This window comes from Klebsiella sp. KTE92 (genome assembly GCF_000398905.1).
Taxonomy (GTDB): Bacteria; Pseudomonadota; Gammaproteobacteria; order Enterobacterales; family Enterobacteriaceae; genus Klebsiella; species Klebsiella variicola.
Map to the genome: position 1 here is coordinate 3,985,161 of NZ_KB976100.1, position 22,281 is coordinate 4,007,441.

The 22,281-nt window shown below is 59.4% G+C and carries 17 protein-coding genes; 3 read left to right on the forward strand and 14 right to left on the reverse strand.

Going from position 1 to position 22,281, the window contains the following annotated elements; genetic code table 11:
• Positions 1–37: 37 nt before the first annotated feature.
• The 10 genes from der to A1WC_RS06820 all read right to left on the reverse strand — a co-directional run bounded on the left by der (position 38) and on the right by A1WC_RS06820 (position 16,580).
• Entirely contained in the window at positions 38–1,516 is a 1,479-nt protein-coding gene (gene der / locus A1WC_RS06865) for a ribosome biogenesis GTPase Der (RefSeq protein ID WP_008803808.1), read from the reverse strand.
• A gap of 113 nt (positions 1,517–1,629) precedes the next feature.
• A complete protein-coding gene (gene bamB, locus A1WC_RS06860) occupies positions 1,630–2,808 on the reverse strand; it encodes an outer membrane protein assembly factor BamB (protein ID WP_008803807.1) in 1,179 nt (392 codons plus the stop codon).
• 10 nt (positions 2,809–2,818) lie between these two features.
• Entirely contained in the window at positions 2,819–3,439 is a 621-nt protein-coding gene (locus A1WC_RS06855; protein WP_004201892.1) for a YfgM family protein, read from the reverse strand.
• Positions 3,440–3,473: 34 nt separating this feature from the next.
• Positions 3,474–4,748 carry a histidine--tRNA ligase gene (gene hisS, locus A1WC_RS06850; protein ID WP_016161633.1) on the reverse strand — a complete coding sequence of 425 codons (1,275 nt, stop codon included), beginning with the start codon at positions 4,746–4,748 and terminating at the stop codon, positions 3,474–3,476.
• Positions 4,749–4,839: 91 nt separating this feature from the next.
• Positions 4,840–5,961 carry a flavodoxin-dependent (E)-4-hydroxy-3-methylbut-2-enyl-diphosphate synthase gene (ispG, locus tag A1WC_RS06845; RefSeq protein ID WP_008803805.1) on the reverse strand — a complete coding sequence of 374 codons (1,122 nt, stop codon included), beginning with the start codon at positions 5,959–5,961 and terminating at the stop codon, positions 4,840–4,842.
• A gap of 26 nt (positions 5,962–5,987) precedes the next feature.
• On the reverse strand, positions 5,988–6,980 hold the full coding sequence (gene rodZ, locus A1WC_RS06840; protein WP_008803804.1) for a cytoskeleton protein RodZ: 993 nt from the start codon (positions 6,978–6,980) through the stop codon (positions 5,988–5,990).
• A 276-nt stretch (positions 6,981–7,256) separates the two neighbouring features.
• A complete protein-coding gene (locus A1WC_RS06835; RefSeq protein WP_008803802.1) occupies positions 7,257–8,423 on the reverse strand; it encodes a bifunctional tRNA (adenosine(37)-C2)-methyltransferase TrmG/ribosomal RNA large subunit methyltransferase RlmN in 1,167 nt (388 codons plus the stop codon).
• Positions 8,424–8,713: 290 nt separating this feature from the next.
• Entirely contained in the window at positions 8,714–9,145 is a 432-nt protein-coding gene (ndk, locus tag A1WC_RS06830) for a nucleoside-diphosphate kinase (RefSeq protein WP_004866348.1), read from the reverse strand.
• Between the two features lie 160 nt (positions 9,146–9,305).
• The gene (pbpC, locus tag A1WC_RS06825; RefSeq protein WP_016161634.1) at positions 9,306–11,630 is read right to left on the reverse strand and encodes a peptidoglycan glycosyltransferase PbpC; all 2,325 of its coding nucleotides are present in this window, start codon (positions 11,628–11,630) and stop codon (positions 9,306–9,308) included.
• Entirely contained in the window at positions 11,631–16,580 is a 4,950-nt protein-coding gene (locus A1WC_RS06820) for an alpha-2-macroglobulin family protein (protein ID WP_016161635.1), read from the reverse strand.
• 206 nt (positions 16,581–16,786) lie between these two features.
• Here A1WC_RS06820 and sseA point away from each other — a divergent pair, with 206 nt between their 5' ends.
• The 3 genes from sseA (at position 16,787) to A1WC_RS06805 (ending at position 19,404) form a co-directional block, all read left to right on the forward strand.
• Complete coding sequence (gene sseA, locus A1WC_RS06815; RefSeq protein ID WP_016161636.1) at positions 16,787–17,644, forward strand: 3-mercaptopyruvate sulfurtransferase; 858 nt, start codon at positions 16,787–16,789, stop codon at positions 17,642–17,644.
• A gap of 164 nt (positions 17,645–17,808) precedes the next feature.
• Positions 17,809–18,459, forward strand: coding sequence for a DUF5066 family protein (locus A1WC_RS06810; RefSeq protein ID WP_008803797.1), 651 nt, complete (start codon positions 17,809–17,811; stop codon positions 18,457–18,459).
• Between the two features lie 102 nt (positions 18,460–18,561).
• Positions 18,562–19,404: a hypothetical protein gene (locus A1WC_RS06805; protein WP_016161637.1), complete on the forward strand. Its 843-nt coding sequence runs from the start codon at positions 18,562–18,564 to the stop codon at positions 19,402–19,404.
• Between the two features lie 70 nt (positions 19,405–19,474).
• Here A1WC_RS06805 and sseB read toward each other — a convergent pair whose 3' ends face one another.
• The 4 genes from sseB to fdx all read right to left on the reverse strand — a co-directional run bounded on the left by sseB (position 19,475) and on the right by fdx (position 22,280).
• Positions 19,475–20,251 carry an enhanced serine sensitivity protein SseB gene (sseB, locus tag A1WC_RS06800; RefSeq protein ID WP_012540874.1) on the reverse strand — a complete coding sequence of 259 codons (777 nt, stop codon included), beginning with the start codon at positions 20,249–20,251 and terminating at the stop codon, positions 19,475–19,477.
• A 97-nt stretch (positions 20,252–20,348) separates the two neighbouring features.
• Positions 20,349–21,635, reverse strand: coding sequence for an aminopeptidase PepB (pepB, locus tag A1WC_RS06795; RefSeq protein ID WP_016161638.1), 1,287 nt, complete (start codon positions 21,633–21,635; stop codon positions 20,349–20,351).
• A gap of 107 nt (positions 21,636–21,742) precedes the next feature.
• Entirely contained in the window at positions 21,743–21,943 is a 201-nt protein-coding gene (gene iscX / locus A1WC_RS06790; RefSeq protein WP_002913954.1) for a Fe-S cluster assembly protein IscX, read from the reverse strand.
• A gap of 1 nt (position 21,944) precedes the next feature.
• Positions 21,945–22,280: an ISC system 2Fe-2S type ferredoxin gene (gene fdx / locus A1WC_RS06785; protein ID WP_004201872.1), complete on the reverse strand. Its 336-nt coding sequence runs from the start codon at positions 22,278–22,280 to the stop codon at positions 21,945–21,947.
• Between the last annotated feature and the right edge of the window lies 1 nt (position 22,281).

Sequence of the window (22,281 nt, forward strand, 5' to 3'; positions counted from 1 at the left end):
GGCGGCCACAAAAAACCCGCCGAAGCGGGTTTGATGATTATTTGCTTTTCTTGATGTGCTTGATCAAGCGCTTACGTTTACGCATCTGGTTCGGCGTCAGGGTGTTGCGCTTGTTGGCGAACGGGTTTTCCCCTTCCTTGAACTGGATCCGGATTGGCGTACCCATCACGTCCAGGGATTTACGGAAGTAGTTCATCAGGTAGCGCTTGTAGGAATCCGGCAGATCCTTCACCTGGTTACCGTGGATCACCACGATAGGCGGGTTGTAGCCCCCGGCGTGGGCATATTTCAGCTTCACGCGACGGCCACGCACCAGCGGTGGCTGATGATCTTCCGCCGCCATGTTCATGATCCGGGTCAGCATCGCGGTGCTTACGCGGCGGGTGGCGCTGTCATAGGCTTCGCGTACTGATTCAAACAGGTTGCCTACGCCGCTGCCGTGCAGGGCGGAGATGAAGTGCACCCGTGCAAAGTCGATAAAGCCCAGACGATAGTCGAGGGTCTCCTTCACCTGCTCCTTCACTTCCTGACTCAGGCCATCCCACTTGTTGACAACGATCACCAGAGAACGACCGCTGTTGAGGATAAAGCCCAGCAGCGAGAGGTCCTGATCGGAGATCCCTTCGCGAGCATCGATCACCAGCAGCACGACGTTGGCGTCTTCAATCGCCTGCAGCGTTTTGATCACCGAGAACTTTTCCACGACGTCGGTGATTTTCCCGCGCTTACGTACCCCGGCGGTATCGATGAGCACATATTCACGCTCGTCACGCTGCATCGGGATGTAAATACTGTCGCGGGTGGTGCCCGGCATATCGTAAACCACCACGCGATCTTCACCGAGGATGCGGTTGGTGAGGGTTGATTTACCGACGTTAGGGCGTCCAACAATCGCCAGCTTGATCGGCAGATCCTGCGGATTGAAGTCGTCCTCCGGCTCTTCTTCCGCTTCACCATTCTGCTCGGCTTCGAATTTTGCCCAGTATTCGGCGTCTTCATCCACCTCTTCCTGCGGGCTGATCTCATCCACCCATGGCAGCAGGGCCTGTTCCAGCAGGCTGGTCACGCCGCGGCCGTGCGAAGCAGCGATAGGATAGATATCACCCAGGCCTAAGGACCAGAAGTCCGCCATCGCCTGGTCGACATCGATGCCGTCGGTTTTATTGGCCACCAGGAAGGTGGGCTTTTCACGAGAGCGCAGATGTTTAGCGATGGCGATGTCCGCCGGCATCAGGCCTGCGCGCGCATCGACCATAAACAGCACCACATCGGCCTCTTCGATAGCCAACAGCGACTGCTCCGCCATCCGGGTTTCCACGCCCTCTTCCGTACCATCAATACCACCGGTATCGATACAGATGAATTCGCGGCCTTCGACTTCGGCCCGACCGTACTTACGGTCACGAGTCAGCCCCGGGAAATCCGCAACCAGCGCATCACGAGTGCGCGTCAGGCGGTTAAAGAGCGTGGATTTTCCAACGTTAGGGCGCCCGACAAGCGCGACCACAGGTATCATGTTAAATGCCTCATACAATCACTAAGCAACATCGTCTTAACGACGTTTTTAAAAAAGTCAAAACGGCCCCTGTCTGCCAGGGGCCGTTTCTTAATCATTCACGACAGCGGTAATTAACGCGTAATCGCGTACAGCGTACCGTCTTTCGCCTGGATCAGCAGTCGACCATCTGCAACCACCGGATCGGTCAGGAAGCCGGAACTATCGACTTTCTGCTGTGCCACAAAATGGCCATCTTCCGGATTCACCCAGTGCATGTAGCCTTCGCTATCACCGACGACCAGATTGCCATTATACAACACCGGCGCGGTCAGCAAACGGTGCAGCAGATCGCTTTGCGTCCACAGGGTCACACCACCATCGGTGGTCAGTGCCAGCAGGCGATCGTTCTGGTCAACCAGGTAGATACGGTTACCATCGACGATGAAATCATTCACCGAACCCAGCTCGCGTTTCCACATAATCTGGCCGCTACGCAGGTCCAGCGCGGTCAGGTTACCGTTATAAGCCAGCGCATAAACCACACCGTTAACGATGATCGGCGTCGTGTCGACGTCGTTCAGGCGGTCAATTTCCGTCGGGCCGGTGGCCGTAGAAATACGCTGCTGCCAAATCATCTGCCCCTGCTGCATCAATACTGCACTGACGCGGCCGTTGTCGCCTCCGACGATCGCCGCGCCATAAGCGGTCGCAGGCGCAGACTCGCCGCGCAGGGAGAGTGCCGGCATATCGAGGTTAACGGTCCACTTCACGGCACCATCGGTCTCATTCAACGCCTGCAGCTGGCCGTTACTGGTATGCACCAGCACCATGCCATCGCTCACCACCGGACGCGACAGCGCCTCGCCAGCAACGCGGGTTTGCCAGGCAACGGTACCATCGCTGGTATTCAGCGCATACAGCTGCGCTTTCTCACTGCCAATATAAACATGGCCGCCAGAGACGGTCACACCGCCGGAAAGCAGCGCTGGCACGCGCGAGAACCAGCCATCTTTCTCCGCCAGGTTCACAGACCACACCTCTTTGCCGTCGTCCGCGTTCAGCGCTTTGACGGTGCCTTTACGGTCAGCAGCATACACTACGCCGTCGGCGAAGGCCGGATGAAGGTTAGAGTAAAATTCGCCGATACCATCGCCAACCGAGGTGCTCCAGGACGTGGACGGCGTAAACTGGTTTTCTACCGTCGGCAGCGGTGACATTTTCACCACATCTTCTTCGCTATTAAACAGCGAACACCCGCTCAGCAAGGTAACGGAAAGCAGCCCTGGCAAAAGTAATTTACGCAATTGCATCGAGTCCCTCTCAGATGGACAAATTATTCATTTTCATACGCATCATTTCGCTGAGCGCAGGAGAAGCATCGCTTTTCACGCCAGCTTCCCACGCCGCACGGGCCCCTTGCTTATCGCCTTTGCTCAACAGAATTTCGCCGCGCAAATCGGCCACAATGGCGGTCCAGCCCTCACCTTTGATGCTGTCGAGGGTTTTCAGCGCCGCATCAGCCTGTTTCATCTGCAGCTGAACGCGGGCAAGACGCATGCTGATAACCGATTTCAGGTTATCATCAGACGCGGCCGCCAGCCCCTGCTGCAGCTGCTTTTCAGCGTTAGGCAGATCGTTCTGTTCAACAAAATGCTGTGCCAGCTCGAGAGAGGCGAAGGCGCCGTAGGTATTTTTATTGTCAGCCGCGAATTTCTCCGCCCCTGACAGTACTTCTGGCGTATTCGATTTCAGCGCGGAAGTCGCCTGTTCGTAAGCCAGAGACGCGTCTCTGGCCGTATCCTGCTGATGGGAGGTCCAGTAGCGCCAGCCAACCAGCGCGCCAATCCCTAAAATCACCCCGACCGCCAGCGCTTTGCCGTTTTCGGCAAAGAAGCGCTTCAGCGCATCGACCTGATCGTTCTCGTTGTTAAAAGTTTCCACGCAGTCCTTCTCCTGACTAATAATTCCCGGGAGATTAACCCAGAAGTGTGCGCAAATGCGCGGCAACGCTCTCCTGCGTTACGGTAGTTTGCTCACCTGAGCGTAAATCCTTCACTACCACGTTTCCGTCAGCGATCTCTGACTCACCGACCACCAGGGCGATACGGGCGCCCCACTTATCGGCGCGGGCAAACTGCTTCTTAAAGTTGCCGCCGCCGTGGTTGGTCATCAGCTTGACGCCGGGCAGCGCATCGCGAACCTGCTCAGCCAGACGCATTGCAGCAGACTGAGTATCGGTCCCGGAGGCTACCAGGTATATATCGACAACAGGATCGGCTTTAAATTCCGGATTCACTGCCTGGACCAGTAAAACAAGACGTTCCAGCCCCATAGCAAAGCCCACGCCCGGGGTGGCACGACCGCCAAGCTGCTCAACCAGACCGTCGTAGCGGCCGCCGGCGCAGACGGTGCCCTGGGAACCGAGGCTGGTGGTTACCCACTCGAACACGGTACGGTTATAGTAGTCGAGGCCGCGTACCAGACGCTGGTTGACGGTGTAGCGGATCCCGGCATCGTCGAGCAGCGCGCACAGGCCGGCAAAGTGGGTTTTCGACTCTTCGTCGAGGTAGTCGCCGAGCGCCGGCGCGTCGTTCAGCAGCGCCTGCACGTCCGGGTTCTTGGAGTCCAGCACCCGCAGCGGGTTGGTGTACATCCGGCGTTTGCTGTCTTCATCCAGTTTATCGGTAAACTGCTCCAGGTAAGCGACCAGCGCGTCGCGGTAGTTGGCACGCGCTTCCAGCGAACCGATGGAGTTCAGCTCAAGGCTGACGTGATCGGCAATGCCCAGCTCACGCCACCAGCGCGCGGTCAGCATAATCAGCTCGGCATCGATGTCCGGGCCCTGCAGGCCAAACACTTCGGCGCCAATCTGATGGAACTGGCGGTAGCGACCTTTCTGCGGACGCTCGTGGCGGAACATTGGCCCGACGTACCACAGACGCTGTTCTTGATTGTACAGCAGACCATGTTCGATGCCGGCACGTACGCAGCCCGCCGTCCCTTCCGGACGCAGCGTCAGGCTGTCGCCGTTGCGGTCCTCAAAGGTGTACATCTCTTTTTCAACCACGTCGGTCACTTCGCCGATCGCGCGTTTGAATAACGGGGTCTGCTCTACAATCGGCAAACGGATTTCGCTGTAACCGTAGCTACCGAGCACCTGCTTCAGTGAGCCTTCAATGCGCTGCCAGAGAGCGGTTTCGCCCGGCAGATAATCGTTCATGCCACGGATGGCTTGAATGTTCTTTGCCACGTTTATTCTCTTTATATATACAAAAATGAACCCCGGCGCCTTGCGCCCGCAGGTTCAATCATACACGGGAAGCGTATCGCTTCCCAACACGTTATTTTGCTTCAAGCTGTTGAACGTCAATACGACGGGCTTCATCGAGCATCGAGGCTTTGGCACGAATACGCGCTTCCAGCTGGTCGATCATGTCGTCGTTGTCCAGTCGATCTTTACGCACGCCGTCTTCATAAAGGCCGCTTTTCTTGTTGCCGCCGGTCACGCCGAGGGTGGAGACCAGCGCTTCGCCCGGACCATTCACCACGCAGCCGATGATCGAAACATCCATCGGGGTGATGATATCTTCCAGACGCTGCTCCAGGGCGTTGACCGTACCGATAACGTCAAACTCCTGACGCGAGCAGGTTGGGCAGGCAATGAAGTTAATGCCGCGAGCACGAATGCGCAGGGACTTGAGGATATCGAAGCCGACCTTGATCTCTTCCACCGGATCCGCCGCCAGCGAGACGCGCAGCGTATCGCCGATCCCCTCGGATAACAGCAGGCCCAGGCCGATCGCGGACTTCACCGCGCCGCTGCGTGCCCCACCCGCTTCGGTGATCCCGAGATGCAGCGGCTGATCGATCTGTTTCGCCAGCAGGCGATAAGACTCTACCGCCAGGAAGACGTCGGAGGCTTTAACGCTGACTTTAAACTGATCGAAGTTGAGGCGATCGAGATGATCGACGTGGCGCATAGCCGATTCGAGCAGCGCCTGCGGCGTCGGCTCGCCATATTTTTCCTGCAGATCTTTTTCCAGCGAGCCGGCGTTGACGCCGATGCGGATAGGAATGTTTTTATCGCGTGCGCAGTCCACAACCGTGCGAATGCGCTCTTCGTTGCCGATGTTGCCCGGGTTGATACGCAGGCAGTCAACACCGTATTCGGCGACTTTCAGCGCGATACGGTAGTCAAAATGGATATCGGCGACCAGCGGGACGTTGACCTGCTGTTTGATCAGTTTGAACGCTTCGGCGGCATCCATCGTCGGAACAGAGACGCGGACGATGTCCGCGCCGACGCGCTCTAACGCTTTGATTTGGCTTACCGTCGCGGCCACATCGGTGGTACGCGTATTGGTCATTGACTGGACGGCGATGGGGGCCCCATCGCCAATTGGCACATTACCAACGTAAATACGTTTAGATTTTCTACGTTGAATCGGAGCCTGGTTATGCATGAAAAATCTCCCGCGTTACCCGTCTGTTACTGCGCCGGTGATTGTTCGGCATTGAGGGTCAGACGCGCAACCTGGTTAGTTCTGATAAAACGACTCAAATCGACTGGCTTGCCGAGGAACTGGATCTGTACCGCTGCCGGGGCGCCAATTTTCAGTTTATACGGCGCCTGACCGCTCAGGTTCAGGTTGCCGCCTTTACGCTGCAGGCCGCTGAACAGTTTTTTACCGGTGGCATCGCTTACTTCCAGCCAGCAGTCGGCGGAAAAGTTCATCACCAGATCCTGTGCCGATGCCGCTGGGGTCGTGACGTTCGCCTGATCGGTCGGTAACGGCGAGGCCGGCGTTGCCGGGGTCGTCGGGGCCGTTCCGGCGGTATCGACATTAGCCTGAGAAGGTGCCACGACCGCGTTATTGTCCGCTGGCGTCTGAGCCGGGGCGCTGGTGGTCGGTGTGCTGGCGGTATCGGTTGGCGCGCTGTTCGCGGCGCTATCGGTGCCTGAGTCTACCGGCGCGCTGGTATCCAGCGGCACGTTCTGGCTGTTGGCGTCACCGCCGTTCAGCTCAGCGGAAGACTGATCGGCCATGGTCGAGATCTCTTCCTGCTGCGCCTTATGGTCTTGCCACCACCAGGCACCGCTCAGGCCGATAACCACAAACAGCACCAGCCAGGTAAAGCTCATCAGCCAGCCATCGCGCTTTTTGCGACGCTTGCCTAAAGAGAAGCTCTGCATTGGCGCGACCTTTGCCGCACGGATAGGCGCTTGCTTGGCCATCATCGGCAGCAGTTCTTCTTCAGGGATATGTACGAGGCGAGCGTAGGAGCGGATGTAACCGCGCAGGAAGGTGGAGGCGAGGTCGGCAGGTGCCTTATCGTCTTCAATATCACGAACCGTGGACACCTTCAGGCATAAGCGTTCGGCCACCGCTTGCTGGCTAAGTCCGAGTTGTTCGCGGGCGTGACGCAAACGCGCGCCCGTGGTGTTTGCTTCTTGATGATCTTGAGTGGCTTCAGTATTCATTCGCTACAACTACTGGTACGTGAAATTTAAAGTTCAGCGCGGGAAAACGCCGGCGCCGCGAGACATCTGTGGTACGTCAGCCTCACAGTATAGGACTGTCAGGCGCGCGATCACAGAGACGAATCAAAATTGAATGCTAAGCGGTTGTTGTGCCGCTACATACTGCCTCAAAGTCGACAAAAACGCACCGTAATTATTAACTGAATCAGCGTATTTCGCCTGGTTATTGGTCATAAATATGACCCGCGCCGCCTGTGCTGCACGGGTCATCATTTGTCAGACCGCTTTTACGTCAATCGCTTCACCCTGCATCCGCTTACGCAGCGTGCGCTTGGTACGGTCAATAACATCGCCCGCCAGCTGGCCGCAGGCGGCATCAATATCGTCACCGCGGGTTTTACGCACGATGGTCGTAAATCCATATTCCATCAGGACCTTGGAGAAACGGTCGATGCGGCTGTTGGAGCTACGGCCGTAAGGCGCCCCCGGGAAGGGGTTCCATGGGATCAGGTTGATCTTGCACGGGGTGTCCTTCAGCAGCGCCGCCAGCTCGTGGGCGTGCTCGGTACCGTCGTTGACGTGATCCAGCATGACGTACTCGATGGTCACCCGGCCCTGGTTGGCGTTGGACTTCGAAATATAACCACGCACCGAGTTGAGGAAGGTCTCGATGTTGTATTTTTTGTTGATCGGGACGATTTCGTCACGAATGGTGTCGTTCGGCGCGTGCAGGGAAATCGCCAGCGCAACGTCGATCATATCGCCGAGCTTATCCAGCGCCGGCACCACGCCTGACGTCGACAGGGTGACGCGACGTTTGGAGAGACCAAAACCGAAGTCATCCAGCATGATTTCCATCGCCGGGACGACGTTGTTGAGGTTCAGCAGCGGCTCGCCCATGCCCATCATTACCACGTTGGTGATCGGACGCACGCCGGTGGTCTTCACCGCGCCGACGATTTTCGCCGCGCGCCAGACCTGGCCAATAATTTCGGACACCCGCAGGTTGCGGTTAAAGCCCTGCTGAGCGGTGGAGCAGAATTTACATTCCAGCGCACAGCCTACCTGTGAAGAGACGCACAGGGTGGCGCGGTCTTCTTCCGGGATATAGACGGTCTCAACGCGCTGATCGCCAACGGCGATCGCCCATTTGATGGTGCCGTCGGTTGAGCGTTGCTCTTCCACCACTTCCGGGGCACGGATCTCAGCGACTTCTTTCAGTTTGCCGCGCAGGACTTTGTTGATGTCGGTCATTTCATCAAAGTCGTCGCAGCAGTAGTGATACATCCATTTCATCACCTGATCGGCGCGGAAAGGCTTCTCGCCCATGTTTTTAAAAAACTCGCGCATCTGCTGACGGTTTAAATCCAGCAGGTTGATTTTGGCATCTTTGTTCGGCACCGTCAGAGCGGCGGTATCAGGCGTGACAATTTGTTCAGACATAATGTTTTCCGGCCTCGTTATTACACGTTATGGCCCCAGGTGGGTTGAAAAAGAAACGCCCCGGAGAGCGACTGCTCGTCCAGGGGCGCTATATTCTACAAATTCTGGCGCATGGAAGCCATGCCTGCACGCAGTCAATGATAAAAAAATCATAACCGCATGCTTAATCCTCTAAGGCTTTTCGATTGTCGCAAGGCGGCAAGCAAGTGAATCCCCGGGAGCATAGATAACTATGTGACCGGGGTGAACGCGCGCAGCCAACGCCGCGACGGTCGAAAAGACGACGAGGATTAGCGAGTGCGCGGGCAAACCTCGCCTTCAGCAAAGAAGAACGCGATTTCGCGAGCAGCGGATTCTACAGAATCGGAACCATGGGTGCCGTTCTCGGTGAAGCTGTCAGCGTAGTCAGCGCGCAGGGTACCGGCCAGGGCGTTGTCCGGGTTGGTGGCGCCCAGCAGGTCACGGTGACGCTGTACCGCGTTTTCGCCTTCCAGAACGGAAACCACGATCGGGCCGGAGGTCATGAACTCAACCAGACCGTCGAAGAACGGGCGACCTTCGTGCTCAGCATAGAAACCGCGAGCCTGTTCAACGGTCAGGTGCAGCATTTTGGTGCCGACGATTTTGAACCCTGCAGCTTCAAAGCGAGAAAAGATGCTGCCAATAACGTTTTTTGCCACCGCGTTTGGTTTGATGATGGAAAAAGTACGTTCAATAGCCATGATTACCTCTAATTAAATGTTCTGTTGTTGCGCATACGATCGTATGGCCTGGCGCGCATTATAATGAGCAACGTCGGCGATTCCTACGGATGAAGGTAACATTTTGTTAAAATAAGATGAGTATTGGAAACACAAACCGCCAACAACAAATTTACCCTGGTTATTGCAGGGTGAAACTGGCGGCCGCCGTTTGCCCAGCCTCATCCATGACCACCAGCTGCCACTCGCCAGGCTTATCCAGCGTTAGCGTGGTTGTCGCACCGGTGGCGTCTAACGGCTGGCCGTTGATAAACCACCAGCGCTGCCCTTCTCCACCGCTGGTTTGCACGGGTAACATCACCCGCGCCTCGCCCGGCAGACGTTTTATTAACGCCCCTTCGCGAATACCTGACAACACCAGCGGCGCGGCATTCTGAGTTTGCAACGGTGGGCACACTTTCGATACCGGCCCCAGACGCGCGCGACGGCGCTCGCTGGCCGGCAGCCACGGTTCCAGCGGCAGCGGCCAGACATCAATAACGACTTCAGTCGCACCCGGACAATCCGCGGCCACCCTTTCCCCTGCTGCGTTGCGCCACACCGGGAAGCGGATCCCGCGCACGCCCTCCTGCCCGGGCAGCAGCAGCGTCGGTGGCTGGCTGGCATCCAGCAGCCAGCTGGCTAAGCGCCGGCGGCAGTTGCTGTCGCCGGCCGGTAGATCCTGCCCGCCTGGCCAGCAAATAGTCCCGCGGCTCACCGTTTGCGGGCGCGGGTCGACCGGCAGTCCGCCGCGGCTCATCGCCTGGCGCGCCAGCAACAGATTATTGACCTGGTTTAACAGCGGCACGGCGCTGGCGAAGCCAAACTGGCCCACCACCGGCGTACCGTCTGGCCGTCCGGTCCAGATACCTATCAGATATCGCGCATTGAGGCCGACCGCCCACGCATCGCGATAGCCATAGCTGGTACCGGTTTTCCACGCCAGCGGCACCACTTGCGGCAGTGAGGCATCGGGAACCGGTTGCGCTTCGCCGGCTAAAATGCGCCGGACAATCCACGCCGCGCCGGGTGACATCAGCGATCTTTCCACCAGCGGGTCGTCGGGCTTCAGGCGCAGCCACGCCGCCTTGCCGTGACGGGCAAAGGCGCTGTACGCCGCGACGATATCTTCCAGCCGTGCCCCGGCCCCACCGAGGATCAGCGACAGGTTCGGCTCTGCGCCAGCGGGCAGCGTCAGGGGCAGCCCGGCGTTGCGTAAATTCGCCGCGAAACGTTTGGGCCCGTAGGCTTCAAGCACCTGCACCGCCGGCAGATTCAGGGAGCGCACCAGCGCCTCGCTGACGCTCACCGGGCCATGAAATCCGCTGTCAAAATTGCCGGGACGATAATCGCTAAAGCGTCGTGGAACATCCTGTAATAACGACGCCGGATGGATCAGCCCGTCATCCATCGCCATCGCGTAGACAAAGGGTTTCAGCACCGATCCCGGCGAACGCACCGCCGAGACCATATCAATATGGCCGAAGCGGCTGTCGTCGGTGATATCCGCCGATCCCACCCAGCCGCGGACTTTCATATCCGTGTGATCGACGACAACAATCGCCAGTGAGCTGCGCGGCGGCAGGCGCGATTTCCAGTTCAGCGCCAGATCCTCAAGCTGCCGCTGGAGCCCGGCATCGAGCGTTGTCGTCACCTTTTCGTCGCGACTGGTCGCCAGCGCCCGGCGCGAAAAAAGCGGCGCCAGCTGCGGCATCTGCCGGGGGAATAGCCATACAGGTTCCTCCATCGCTTCCTGTACCGGCCGTTGCGGCCAGACGCCCTGGCTGACCATGCGCGTGAGGACTTTATCGCGCGCCGCCTGGGCCCGCTGCGGCCAGCGGTCCGGGCGCAAACGACTGGGCGCCTGGGGCAGCACCGCCAGCAGCGCCGCCTCGCCGTAGCTGAGCTGAGCGGGCGGTTTGCCAAGATAAGCCCAGCTGGCCGCGCCGATCCCCTGTAAGGTGCCGCCAAACGGCGCGCGGTTCAGATAGAGGGTAAGAATGTCGTTTTTTGACAGATGCCACTCCAGCTGCAGCGCCCGCCATAGCTGGCGTAGCTTGCCGCCGAAGGTGCGCGGATGAGGGTCGAGCAGACGCGCCACCTGCATGGTGAGCGTGCTGCCGCCGGAAATGACCCGCCCGGAGGTTAAATCCTGCCAGGCGGCGCGCAGCACCGCGAAGGGATTGACCCCAGGATGTTTCCAGAACCAGCGGTCTTCATACTGGATGAGCGCCTGCAGATAGCGCGGCGACACGTCGGCGAGAGTCACCGGATAACGCCAGACGCCCTGCGTATCGGCAAAGCGCCAGAGCGGCGTGCCGTCTTCCGCCACGACCACGCGGGCAGGCGTGACGTCCTGCAGCGGCAGCGGCCACAGGCGATCGGCGGCCAGCACCGCCAGCCACAGCAGAAAAATAAACGCCGCCAGCCAGCGCCAGCGGCGTTTTACCCGAGGCAATACGCGCATTTACGGCGTCACGGTGAGCGGACCGCTGGCCGCCCCGGTCGCCCGCCACTGCGGCACATACATCGATTCCACCTGGGGCTGCGGGACCTGATAAGTGCCTGGCGTTACCGCCCGCGCCAGATAGACCAGCGTCACCGGCTGGCCTTCATTGACAGCGACAGCGGCGACGAAACGGTCGTCACGGAACTCGATATGCTGAATATCCGCCTGCTGCATCTGGTTAAGGAGATTTTGCACCGCGTCGCCATTCTCCTGCAGGCTGGCGCTGCTGTTGGCCAGGTTCTGGTTTTCCAGCTCCAGACCGGCAGGCAACAGATCAACCACCAGCGCGTCAGGCACATTGCGTTTGGCGGTCACCTCCAGCTTCACCAGTACCAGTTCGCCGCTGCGCAGCGAGGTCAGCGATTTCTGCTGACCCTGGGTATCGAAAATAGTGCGTTCAATCCCCAGGACATTACCGCCTGGCTGTGGCGCGCTATGCGGATAGCCGCTGCTGTCGAGACGCAGCCACAGCGGCTGACTGCCGGTATTACTCACCTGCAGCGTCGCCAGCCGATCGCCGTCGAGGTTACGGGTTTGCGCTTTATCGCCGGCCAGCGGCTCAGCCTGCAGCGAGGTTTGCGCCTGCCAGTTGCCCGGCAGGTCGGCAAGCGTACGTCCGGCAAGGAACAGGGCGTTGGTTTCCTGGGTCGACAGCCAGCGCTGGCCGTAGGCCTCTTCCGACAGCGTGCTCAACAGCGTGTTTTGCACCTCCGGCAGCAGCTTGTTCTCTTCCAGCAGCGCCAGCTTCAGGGCGTCATCGCGAAGCGGGCTACCGTAATCGCCCAGCCAACGATTCTCATCCTGGCGCGGGGTCGCAACCGCCAGCTTCATGGCCTCATCGCCGCGCGGCGCATCGCCCATGGTTTTCAGCGCAATGCCGAGCTGCAGCAGCGGCAAGCCGGATCGCGCCTGGTCGTGACGGCTCCAGATTTCACGCAATGCGCCGAGCGGGGCTTTTTGCTGACGCGCCAGCACCAGCGCGGCGTATGCCTGGGCGGCAAAGCGGCTGGCCTGGGCGTCATCGCTGTAGCGCACGGTCATCAGCCCCGGCTCCTGCAGATAGCGCAGCAGGCGTTCGTTACCTTTATTAATGGCGTTGACCGGTACGCTATAGCCCTGCTCGCCCGCGCGGACGAGGAAGTCCATGGCGTAGGCGGTCAGCCAGTACTCTTCCGGCCCCTCTTTATCCCACAACGCAAAGCCGCCATTTTCCAGTTGCATCTGCAGCAGGCGTGAGATACCAACATCGATTGCCGCGCGGCGTTTTTCATCGCTATCGCCGCTGATGCCCAGCGCTTTTAGCTGCGCCGCGCTGGTGTACAGCGACGGGAACAGGCCGCTGGCGGTCTGCTCAAGGCAGCCGTAAGGATAGGCTTTCAGCTCACGGATATAGCGCGCGAGGTTCAACGGCGGTTTCCCGCTGAGCAGCAGTTGGCCCTGCAGCGTTTGCGGGGCGAACCCCTGGCTCTGCGCCGCCGGCGCCTGCCAGCTTTCGCCGGGCTGTAGCACCGCGCCGCTGTTGACAGTCTGGGCCGGGAACGCCGGACGGACGCCGATTCTCCACTGTTTCTGCAGCGGGGCGAAGGTTTCTCCCGGCAGACTCAGGCCGCTGATAGTAGCATTGACCTGACCATCGCCGAATCCCGCCAGCGCGCTCACCGGTATAAACAGCGTGCTGCGCGCCCCCGGCGCCAGTTGCACCGGTGGCAGTTGGCCATCGGTCAAGGTCACCAGCCCGCTGGCGGTAAGATGTACCTGCAGGGTTTGCGGTTTATCGGTTAGATTGCTGAGATCCAGCGCCAGCCGTGTGGTATCGCCGCTGGCGAGGAAGCGCGGGGTGTTCAGTTCGGCGATGACCGGGGCGGCCACCACCACTTTATCTTCGCTGCTGCCGAAGTCATCCGCCGTCCACGCCTGGGCCATCACCCGCAGCTCGCCGTTAAAATCGCCAATGGGTAACGTCACCGTGCCTTCGCCCTGATCGTTCAATACCACCGGCTGCGCCTGCTGGGCGACGATCGTCACGTGGTTGACCGGCGGTTTGCCGCCGCGTTTTAACTCGTCGCCATCGCCGCCGAAGCGCAGGCTGGCCACACGTCCCTGCCCTTCGATCACCTGGCCGTAGATGTCATAGATATCTGCGCCGTAACGCTTCTGGCCAAAGAAGGCGTTCCACGGATCCGGGGTAGCGTAATCGGTGATATTCAGTACCCCGCTATCCACCGCCGAGAGCAGGACGTTGACCTGTTTCGGCGCCTCGCCCTCTTTGACGCTGGCTTTCACTTTCACCGTCAGCGGCTGGTTGGGGCGCATTTTGTCCGGAGCCTCCAGCGCCAGCGTCAGGCGGCGGTTTTCATCGCCCAGCGGCAGATGCAGCAGGCCGACCGCGCGTTTCGGCGTCGCCGAGCGGGATTTATCGCCGGGGCGAACCACCAGCGTGCTGAGGTAGAGATCGTGGCGGTTCCAGGCTTTATCCACCGGAATAGACAAATCCATCCCCTCCGCCGGGACGTCAATTTCCTGCCACCACAGCGGCCCTTCGCTGGATTCCACCATCGCGTAGCCTTTACCCGCCGCCGGGGCGGCGATGTGCAGCTTGATGGTGTCGCCCGGTTTATAACTCGGTTTATCCAGCTTCATGGTGACCCGATCAGGACGCGCCGCGCCGGTACCTTCGCTGTTATCCTGCCAGCTATAGCCGGCCCAGAAGCGCACGCTGCTGACCACGTCGTCCGGCCCTTTCACCTCCAGGCGATAGGAGCCCCACTCTACCGGGAAGCTCACTTTGCCGGTTTGTCCGGCCTGCAGATCCAGCGACTCCTCGCCCTCCTGCAGATCTTTTTGATCGAACTGCGACTGCCAGCCTTCGCTGTCGGACCAGTTCCAGTAGTAGTCGCGGCGCTCGCGGATCAGCCGTACCTGCAGGCCCGAGACCGCTTTTTTCTCGCCTTTGGCGTCGGCATAGACGATATCAAACGCAGCGTTACTGTTCTCATCGACCACCGGCTGCTTCACGGTGGTATCGGTGCGGTAATCGTAAACGTCCTTCAGCGTAAATTGCGGGCGGATCCCCGGCAGCGCCCCGGCGGGCCAGATCGGCTGCTGTACGGTACGGGTCACCGGACGCCCCCCGGATTCCAGCAGGCTCGCCTGCAACACCACCTGCAGCGGCGAATGGCTATCCTGCCACTGGCTTGAGGTGGTCACTTCGCCATGACCTTTTTCGTCCAGCGTCAGCTGGACTTCATCCAGACTACGGGAGAGGTTTTCTTCCGCAATATCGCCGAACTGGAAGCCCGGCAGCGCAGCGACGGCGTCGCGCAGCGGGCGCAGGAACAGCTTGCCCTGCAGCTGGTTGCCGCTGGCCGGCGCGCCGTAGAGATAAACGCCGCTGACGCCAAAGGTGACGTCGGCATCCGGCGCGACTGGCGCGGCCTGCGGCGTCAGGTTCAGGGCCATGCGTTCCGGCATAAAGTCTTCGACGTGGAAGTCCCACTCGCGCGGCTGGTTATCGCCGGTGCTGACGCGAATGTGCCACATGCCGGTAGCCGCGCCGCTGTCGAGCGGATAAGTGAACTGGTACAGACCATTCACCGGTTTGCTCATCACCGAACGGATCACCTGGCCGTCCGGCTGCACCACCTCCAGCTTCACCGGCTGCTCCGCCAGCGGCTTGCCGTCGCTATCGCGCAACAGCGCATTGAGGATCACCGTTTCGCCCGGCCGATAGAGATCGCGCGGGCCAAACATAAAGAACTGTTTGCTAAAGCCGGGCGCCCCTGCGATAGAGAATTCCGCCAGATCCAGCGCCGGCAGCTTGAGATCGAGCAGCGTCGTCTGCCCCTCTTTACGCGCCAGCAGCAGCGCGGCTTCTTTATCGGTTTGCAGAGTAACGTGGCCCTGGCTGTCGCTTTTCGCCTCCGCCAGGGTCTGCCCTTTGGCGTTGAGCAGCTGGACGTCGATACCAGACTGGGCGGCGCCGTTTTCCAGGCTCTGGGTAAAGACGTCCAGCCGATTGTGGTAGCGATGCGCCGAGACGCCGATATCGCTGAGGGTAAACAGCGTCGCCGCGTTGCTGTAGCTATAATGGCCCGCCGGGTTCATCACCGCCACGTAGACGCCCGGCTGCTGGAGCGGCTTGATATCGTTCAGCGGCAGCAGCAGCTTTTCGCGGGTATTGCGTGCCGGGTTCAGATCGAAGCGGCCGGTATAGACCAGATCTGCCATCTTCAGCAGCTCGTCAGACTCCCAGTTGCTTAACGAGTTACGGTATTCCCACTGGCTGACAAACGCGGAGAGTGATTCCGGCTTAATACGGAAGAAATTGACATCGACATTGTCGACGTTCAGCGCCATCACCGGCAGCCCGGCGACCACGTTGCCCGGCAGCAGCGAGCCGCGGCTGGCAAACCCAACGCTCGGTGCGATATCGCGGGTGGTCAGGGTCTTCTCAAACGGTTTGTCGAGCGTGGCCTTGTTCAGGGCGGTCAGCGTCGGGTCGACCGAGACAATCAGCTCTCGCTTTGGCTCAAGGTGACGCAGACGCAGCTCTTTCAGATTCGGCGCCAGTTCCCAGGCACCGTCGACCTTACCGCTTTTCTTGTCGACCAGATGCACGCTGCGGGAGAAATCCTGGTCCGGCTGCAGCGGCACGGAAAACGTCAGCACCAGGGTCGCGGCGCCATCCAGTTGCACCTCCGAGGCGTCGAGCAGCGTCAGCGCTTTGCCCTGGCTTTTTTCCGCCAGCGCCGCCAGCTGGACGCGGTCCGGTTTTGCCGTCGCGCCTGGGTTGCTATCCGCAGCTGGCGCCGGGGCCGTGGCCTGCGGCGTACCGCTGTCATCACACCCGGTTAATGAAAATGCGGTAAGGAGCGCCAGTGACAGCGCCGCTAAACGAAATGGTTTCATCCTTCTAACCCCTCGGCCGGTGGGCCTGATGCAAATTATCACTTTTTATTATGCGTTAAGGCGGCACTTCTCAACAGTGATGACGCGGGTTTCTGCCGATTAATCAGAAAAGTGCCGTGACGTCGTCCCCACTCTGACGTCCTTAACTTGTCAGCGTGAGATAAAACGCCGACAATTCAGTCATGAATTGTAAAACGGAGGCACCCATGTCCACCTCGTTTTTTGTCGCCGCCGACTGGCTGGCAGAACATATTGATGACCCGGAGATCCAGATTATCGACGCCCGTATGGCGCCCGCCGGGCAGGAGGCCCTGCGCGATATGGCCGCGGAATACCGCGCCGGCCACGTGCCGAACGCGCTGTTTTTCGATATCGAGGCGCTGTCCGATCACACCAGCCCGCTGCCGCATATGATGCCGCGCGCCGAGGCGTTTGCCGTCGCCATGCGCGAGCTGGGCGTCTGCAGCGATAAGCACCTGGTGGTTTATGACGAAGGCAATCTGTTTTCCGCGCCTCGCGCCTGGTGGATGCTGCGCACCTTTGGCGTGGAGAAGGTGTCCATACTGGCCGGTGGGCTGGAGGGCTGGCGACGTGACGAACTGCCGCTGGAGCAAGGCGTGCCCGAGGTGGCCGAAGGGGAATTCGACGTGCGTTTCGATCCCCGGCAAATTAAGCGCCTGACCGACGTCCTGCTGGTCAGCCATGAAGGGTCGGCGCAGATTGTCGATGCGCGTCCGGCGGCCCGGTTTAACGGCCAGGCCGACGAACCGCGCCCGGGCCTGCGTCGCGGGCATATCCCTGGCGCGCTTAACGTGCCGTGGACGGAGCTGGTGATTAACGGCGAACTGAAAACCGTCGACGAGCTGAACGACATCTTTTTACGTCAGGGTGTCGATTTTGAACGGCCGATCATCGCCAGCTGCGGATCGGGGGTGACGGCGGCGGTGGTCGTGCTGGCGCTCACCACGCTTGGCGTGAACGGCGTCTGCCTGTACGACGGCTCCTGGAGCGAATGGGGCGCGCGGAGCGATCTGCCGATTGAACCGGCCTCTGCCGCTCCGTAAACACGGCGTGACCGCGGGCCTCCCGTCCCGCGGTCACTAAATAATTTCTGATTTTCCCTCTCCCCTCCTTCTGCTTCTCGCTAAACCGGTTACTCTGTGCTGCCGCAGGGTTTGTACCTGCCGTATTCGCTTTACTGCCACTCACTATATAAGGAAATTGAATAATGGCATTTTCATTACCGGATCTCATGGATGTCGTACATAAGTACAACCGCAATCCCACCCCGAAACCGATGCCCGTAGACGAAGTGGATCGCCTGCGGGTACGGAAATATCGTGACCCGCAAAATAGCGAAACCGTGGCGCTTCCGGAGAGTCTGAAAGCGCTGTTGGCCTACGATTGCCAACTGAAAAGCCCCCACGGACAGCTGGTACTGGAATGGGTTGTGGACTCCATTGATGAACATGGCGTCCTGCTTTCCGACTCGCTTGATGAAGATGCTTATTACATGAATGGTCTTGATATGGCCGGACTGGACTTTGAAGAGCTGATGCCCGTCTGGAACGACGATCCGCGTCTTCCTGCCCTGATTCGCATCAGCCACGCCGGCGATCAGCAGGTATTTATCTATGTCACTGAACGTGATGAACAAGGTGAATATCCTGTTGTCCGCTTCGAGGGTAAAGAGAATGATCTCTGGCTGGCAGAATCGTCACTGATTGAATATCTGCAGGGGATCTTTGCCGGCAGCGAGGAGAGTCACGACGAATGGCAGCATCAGCAGACCCTCAATGAGGCACGCGATGGCGCCTTGCTGGAGCTGGAATATATTCATGAGGATCTTTACGCCAGGCTCGAAGGCTGCCCTGACTAATTCACGATCTCACCCCGGATGACGCGATTAACGCGCGCCGCCGGGGCCTGCTCCAGGAGGGAGCGTTTTATCCGTAACCTGATGTCACCACAAGGAGTGAAAATGGCATTAGTCTCTAACCCACATTCTGCTGATTCACCGCGCCGTCCCTGGCTGGGAGGCATAGCTGGCCTGCTGGCGGGCGGCGTCATTCTTTATTTTTGGCCGCAATGGAACCGGACATGGTTAAGCCTGGTGCCTGCGCCGGTCTCCGTGTATACCCGATTTCTCGGGGTCACGCTGGAAGAGGTCCCGCTGATCACCTATGGTCACCAGGCGCTGCTGGGTTTTCTGATGGTGCTGCTCGCGCCCGGTTACGGTAAGTCGACCCTTGCCGCGTGGATGATGCATAACCCTGCGTCAAGCCGGCGCTGGCCCGGTGAGGTACTCCGCGCCTGGGGCATAAAATTTGGCCTGCTGATCATCGTCTTTTGCAATCTGTTCTTTTTATCCCGGGTCGGATCCGGGACCCTGGCGTTATATATTTTTATTCTCCAGCACGTCAGCGTTGCCGCGGCGGTGGCGTCAGGGGGGCTGCTCCTGCGTGACGCCCGGCGTCTGGCCCGCACGTTCGACGCTCAGCTGGCGGACCTGCGCCTTCTCATGATACTCACGCTGGGGTTTCAGACGATTTTGCCGGCGCAGATCGCGCTGATGAGCGCCCGGGGCGTGAATACACCGCTGGGCTGGTACATTGTTATCGCCCAGATGGCAGGGGTGTTACTGGCGTTTATGCTGGTCGGCGGGCTGGTGGCAGCGCTACGTTCTTTGCTGGGCAAGGAGAGATGTCGGGCATGGCGTGGGGATATGGCGCTCTTCAACGGCATTGTCTCGCTGTGTGTGACGGGATTCCTTATCTATAACATGGTGTCAGCCTATCCGCGGATCTTTGCTGCGCTGCATTAACCCTGGCAAAGCCGATTTTCGGCCTCACACTGGAAGCATAAAGAAACAGCGGGGGCAGCCGCCCCCGCTGTCAGATAATGCGGTTTTGTTTGAAATCGCGCAGGAAGCTGCCCCAGCGCTTTTCATAGAACGGTGTGATATGGGCAATCATAAAGTGGCTGATGCCCTTCTCGCCTTCCACCACCTGACAAATATCGATCGGCTCATCGCCGGGCAGGGTATCGGTCGCCACGCTGCCGGTGGTCTGGATAACGGATTCAATATCCCCTTCCGCTTCAATACCGATCAACAAGTTGGCCGGCGCGTCGGCGCTCTCTTTAATCGAGCACAGAAACGCCCGCTTGACGGTTTTCAGCGTTTTGAACAGCGTGGTCAGCGAATCGACCATCTGCGCCGGCGGGTCAGCGACTTCAGACAATAACAGCGCTTCGCCCCCTTCCAGCACCGTCTGGGTGCTGAGCGGGCTGCCCTCTTCCCCGAGCAGATGGCTGATTTCACGCGGGGTGAACTCTTTGCCGCTCGGCAGCTTCGGGTTGAGGAACAGCGATTCGCCCAGCGTCATCGCCATCAGCGTACGGGCCGGCATCATCACGAAAGCCTGTTCGTCTTCCACCGCCTGCTGCAGCGCCTCCAGCGAGGTAAAGAACGGGATCACCGAGCTGCCGTCATCTTTTTCCCAGTGCTGCAGATCCAGCGCGCTGTCTTCGACAATCTGCTCACCATCGGCTGCACTGCCGGGTACCCAGACGGTCGCCTCCAGCAGCGCGCTGAAAAATGCCGGACGGTGGGCGGGCTCAGTCGCCGCTTTTTCCAGCAGGGTTTCTAATTCATTTTTCGTATCAGACATAGTTTGGCTACTTCACAATGAATTGCCCGGCGGCCATTCGTCCACGCGGGCATACGGTTTTCCTGGCCGGGTAAGCGTAGCGCCCCCGGCAAGGCCGTTACTCAGCCGTCAGCAGGTTAGCAATGGTACGCACGCCAAGACCCGTCGCGCCCGCCGACCACTGCTCAACGGCAGATTTACGGTAGGTTGCCGAACAGTCGATATGCAGCCAGCCCTGATGGTAGTTTTCCACGAAGTGGGACAGGAAACCCGCCGCGGTACTGGCGCCAGCCGGATAGGCGGCACTGCCGGTGTTGTTCAGTTCAGCGAAGTTCGACGGCAGCTGGTTGCGGTGGAACTCGGCCAGCGGCAGACGCCAGAAGGCTTCGTTTTCCGTCTGGGCGCTCGCCAGCAGGCGATTCGCCAGCGCATCGTCAAAGCTGAACAGCGCGTGGTAGTCATTACCCAACGCGGTTTTCGCCGCGCCGGTCAGGGTGGCGGCATCGATGATCAGCGCCGGCTTCTGCGCCGAAGCGTCAATCAGGCCATCCGCCAGCACCAGGCGGCCTTCGGCGTCAGTGTTCATCACTTCAACGGTTTTGCCGTTACGATAATGAATAATATCGCCGAGTTTAAAGGCGTTACCGCTGATCAGGTTGTCGGCGCAGCACAGGTAGAGCTTCACGCGCTTGTTCAGCCCGCGGGTAATGGCAAAAGCCAGCGCGCCGGTGATGGTCGCCGCGCCGCCCATATCGGATTTCATTGAATCCATAAAGGCGCTCTGTTTGATGCTGTAGCCGCCGGAATCAAAAGTGATGCCTTTGCCCACCAGGCAGGCGTATACCGGGGCTTCTTTATCGCCGGTCGGGTTATAATCCAGCGCCAGCAGGACCGGCGGACGCTCGGAGCCGCGGCCTACGGTGTGCAGACCGAGATAGCCCTGCTCACGCAGATCTTCGCCTTTGGTGATGCGATAGCTCATCTGCTCGCCCGCCACGCTGCACAGCAGGTCCACGGCGCGCTGTGCCAGCTGCTCCGGGCCCAGCTCTTCCGCCGGCGCGTTGATGGTGTCGCGCACCCAGTCAATAATGGTCAGACGGTTGTCCAGCTCGCTACGCTGCGCATCGTCCAGGGTCGGCCATTCAACTTTACGGGTGCCTTTCGGACCTTTATAACCCGCCCAGAACGCCCACGCGCGGTCGGTGTCCCAGCCTTCGCCGCTTAACGCGACATGTTTGATGCCCATACCGTCAATTTTACGCGCCGCGCGCTGAATCAGGCCCAGGTCGTCTTTGCCGTTGAGGTGCAGGGCGATGCCGTCGTTATTAATGCTGTAAGACGCCTTTTCTCCCCAGCGCGCATCGGCTGGCTGAGTAGAAAGCGTAATCTTCATGGCTTCGGTCATTATCATTATCCTTCTTAGCAAACGGGCCACCGTATGGCAGCCCGTAATGTTCTCTCGCTCGATGATTCATCCGACTTAATACCGTCGCATAAATCATAACGCGAAAATTATTCGGCTTCGTCTAACCAGACTAACAGAATCGCCTCGAGAATTTTTTCATTGGATGCGTTTGGGTCGTCATCGAACTCTTCCAGATCGCAAATCCACTGATGCATGTCGGTAAAGCGAACGGTTTTCGGATCGAGATCCGGATAAGCGTCGTACAGCGCTTCGCCGATTTCACGGCTGTCGGTCCATTTCAGTGCCATATTAATGCTCGCGTGCGTGGTTGATGGTGTAACGCGGGATCTCAACGACCAGATCTTCGTCGGTGACGCGCGCCTGACAGCTCAGGCGGCTGTCAGGCTCCAGTCCCCAGGCTTTATCCAGCATATCGTCTTCATCTTCGGTACTTTCCGCCAGCGAGTCAAAGCCTTCACGCACGATGCAGTGGCAGGTGGTGCAGGCACAGGATTTTTCGCAGGCGTGTTCAATCTCGATGCCGCTACGCAGCGCCGCATCCAGAATAGTTTCACCAGTCTCAGCTTCCACAACGATGCCATCCGGACACAGGTCCTGGTGGGGCAGAAATACAATTTTTGGCATT

Excerpts from the sequence above, each read along its gene's own strand:
- rodZ (WP_008803804.1), bottom strand. The coding sequence starts at position 6,980 with ATGAATACTGAAGCCACTCAAGATCATCAAGAAGCAAACACCACGGGC.
- pbpC (WP_016161634.1), bottom strand. The coding sequence starts at position 11,630 with ATGCGCGTATTGCCTCGGGTAAAACGCCGCTGGCGCTGGCTGGCGGCG.
- sseA (WP_016161636.1), top strand. The coding sequence starts at position 16,787 with ATGTCCACCTCGTTTTTTGTCGCCGCCGACTGGCTGGCAGAACATATT.
- A1WC_RS06810 (WP_008803797.1), top strand. The coding sequence starts at position 17,809 with ATGGCATTTTCATTACCGGATCTCATGGATGTCGTACATAAGTACAAC.
- iscX (WP_002913954.1), bottom strand. The coding sequence starts at position 21,943 with ATGGCACTGAAATGGACCGACAGCCGTGAAATCGGCGAAGCGCTGTAC.
- ispG (WP_008803805.1), bottom strand. The coding sequence starts at position 5,961 with ATGCATAACCAGGCTCCGATTCAACGTAGAAAATCTAAACGTATTTAC.
- A1WC_RS06835 (WP_008803802.1), bottom strand. The coding sequence starts at position 8,423 with ATGTCTGAACAAATTGTCACGCCTGATACCGCCGCTCTGACGGTGCCG.
- fdx (WP_004201872.1), bottom strand. The coding sequence starts at position 22,280 with ATGCCAAAAATTGTATTTCTGCCCCACCAGGACCTGTGTCCGGATGGC.
- ndk (WP_004866348.1), bottom strand. The coding sequence starts at position 9,145 with ATGGCTATTGAACGTACTTTTTCCATCATCAAACCAAACGCGGTGGCA.
- bamB (WP_008803807.1), bottom strand. The coding sequence starts at position 2,808 with ATGCAATTGCGTAAATTACTTTTGCCAGGGCTGCTTTCCGTTACCTTG.
- A1WC_RS06820 (WP_016161635.1), bottom strand. The coding sequence starts at position 16,580 with ATGAAACCATTTCGTTTAGCGGCGCTGTCACTGGCGCTCCTTACCGCA.
- der (WP_008803808.1), bottom strand. The coding sequence starts at position 1,516 with ATGATACCTGTGGTCGCGCTTGTCGGGCGCCCTAACGTTGGAAAATCC.
- sseB (WP_012540874.1), bottom strand. The coding sequence starts at position 20,251 with ATGTCTGATACGAAAAATGAATTAGAAACCCTGCTGGAAAAAGCGGCG.
- A1WC_RS06805 (WP_016161637.1), top strand. The coding sequence starts at position 18,562 with ATGGCATTAGTCTCTAACCCACATTCTGCTGATTCACCGCGCCGTCCC.
- pepB (WP_016161638.1), bottom strand. The coding sequence starts at position 21,635 with ATGACCGAAGCCATGAAGATTACGCTTTCTACTCAGCCAGCCGATGCG.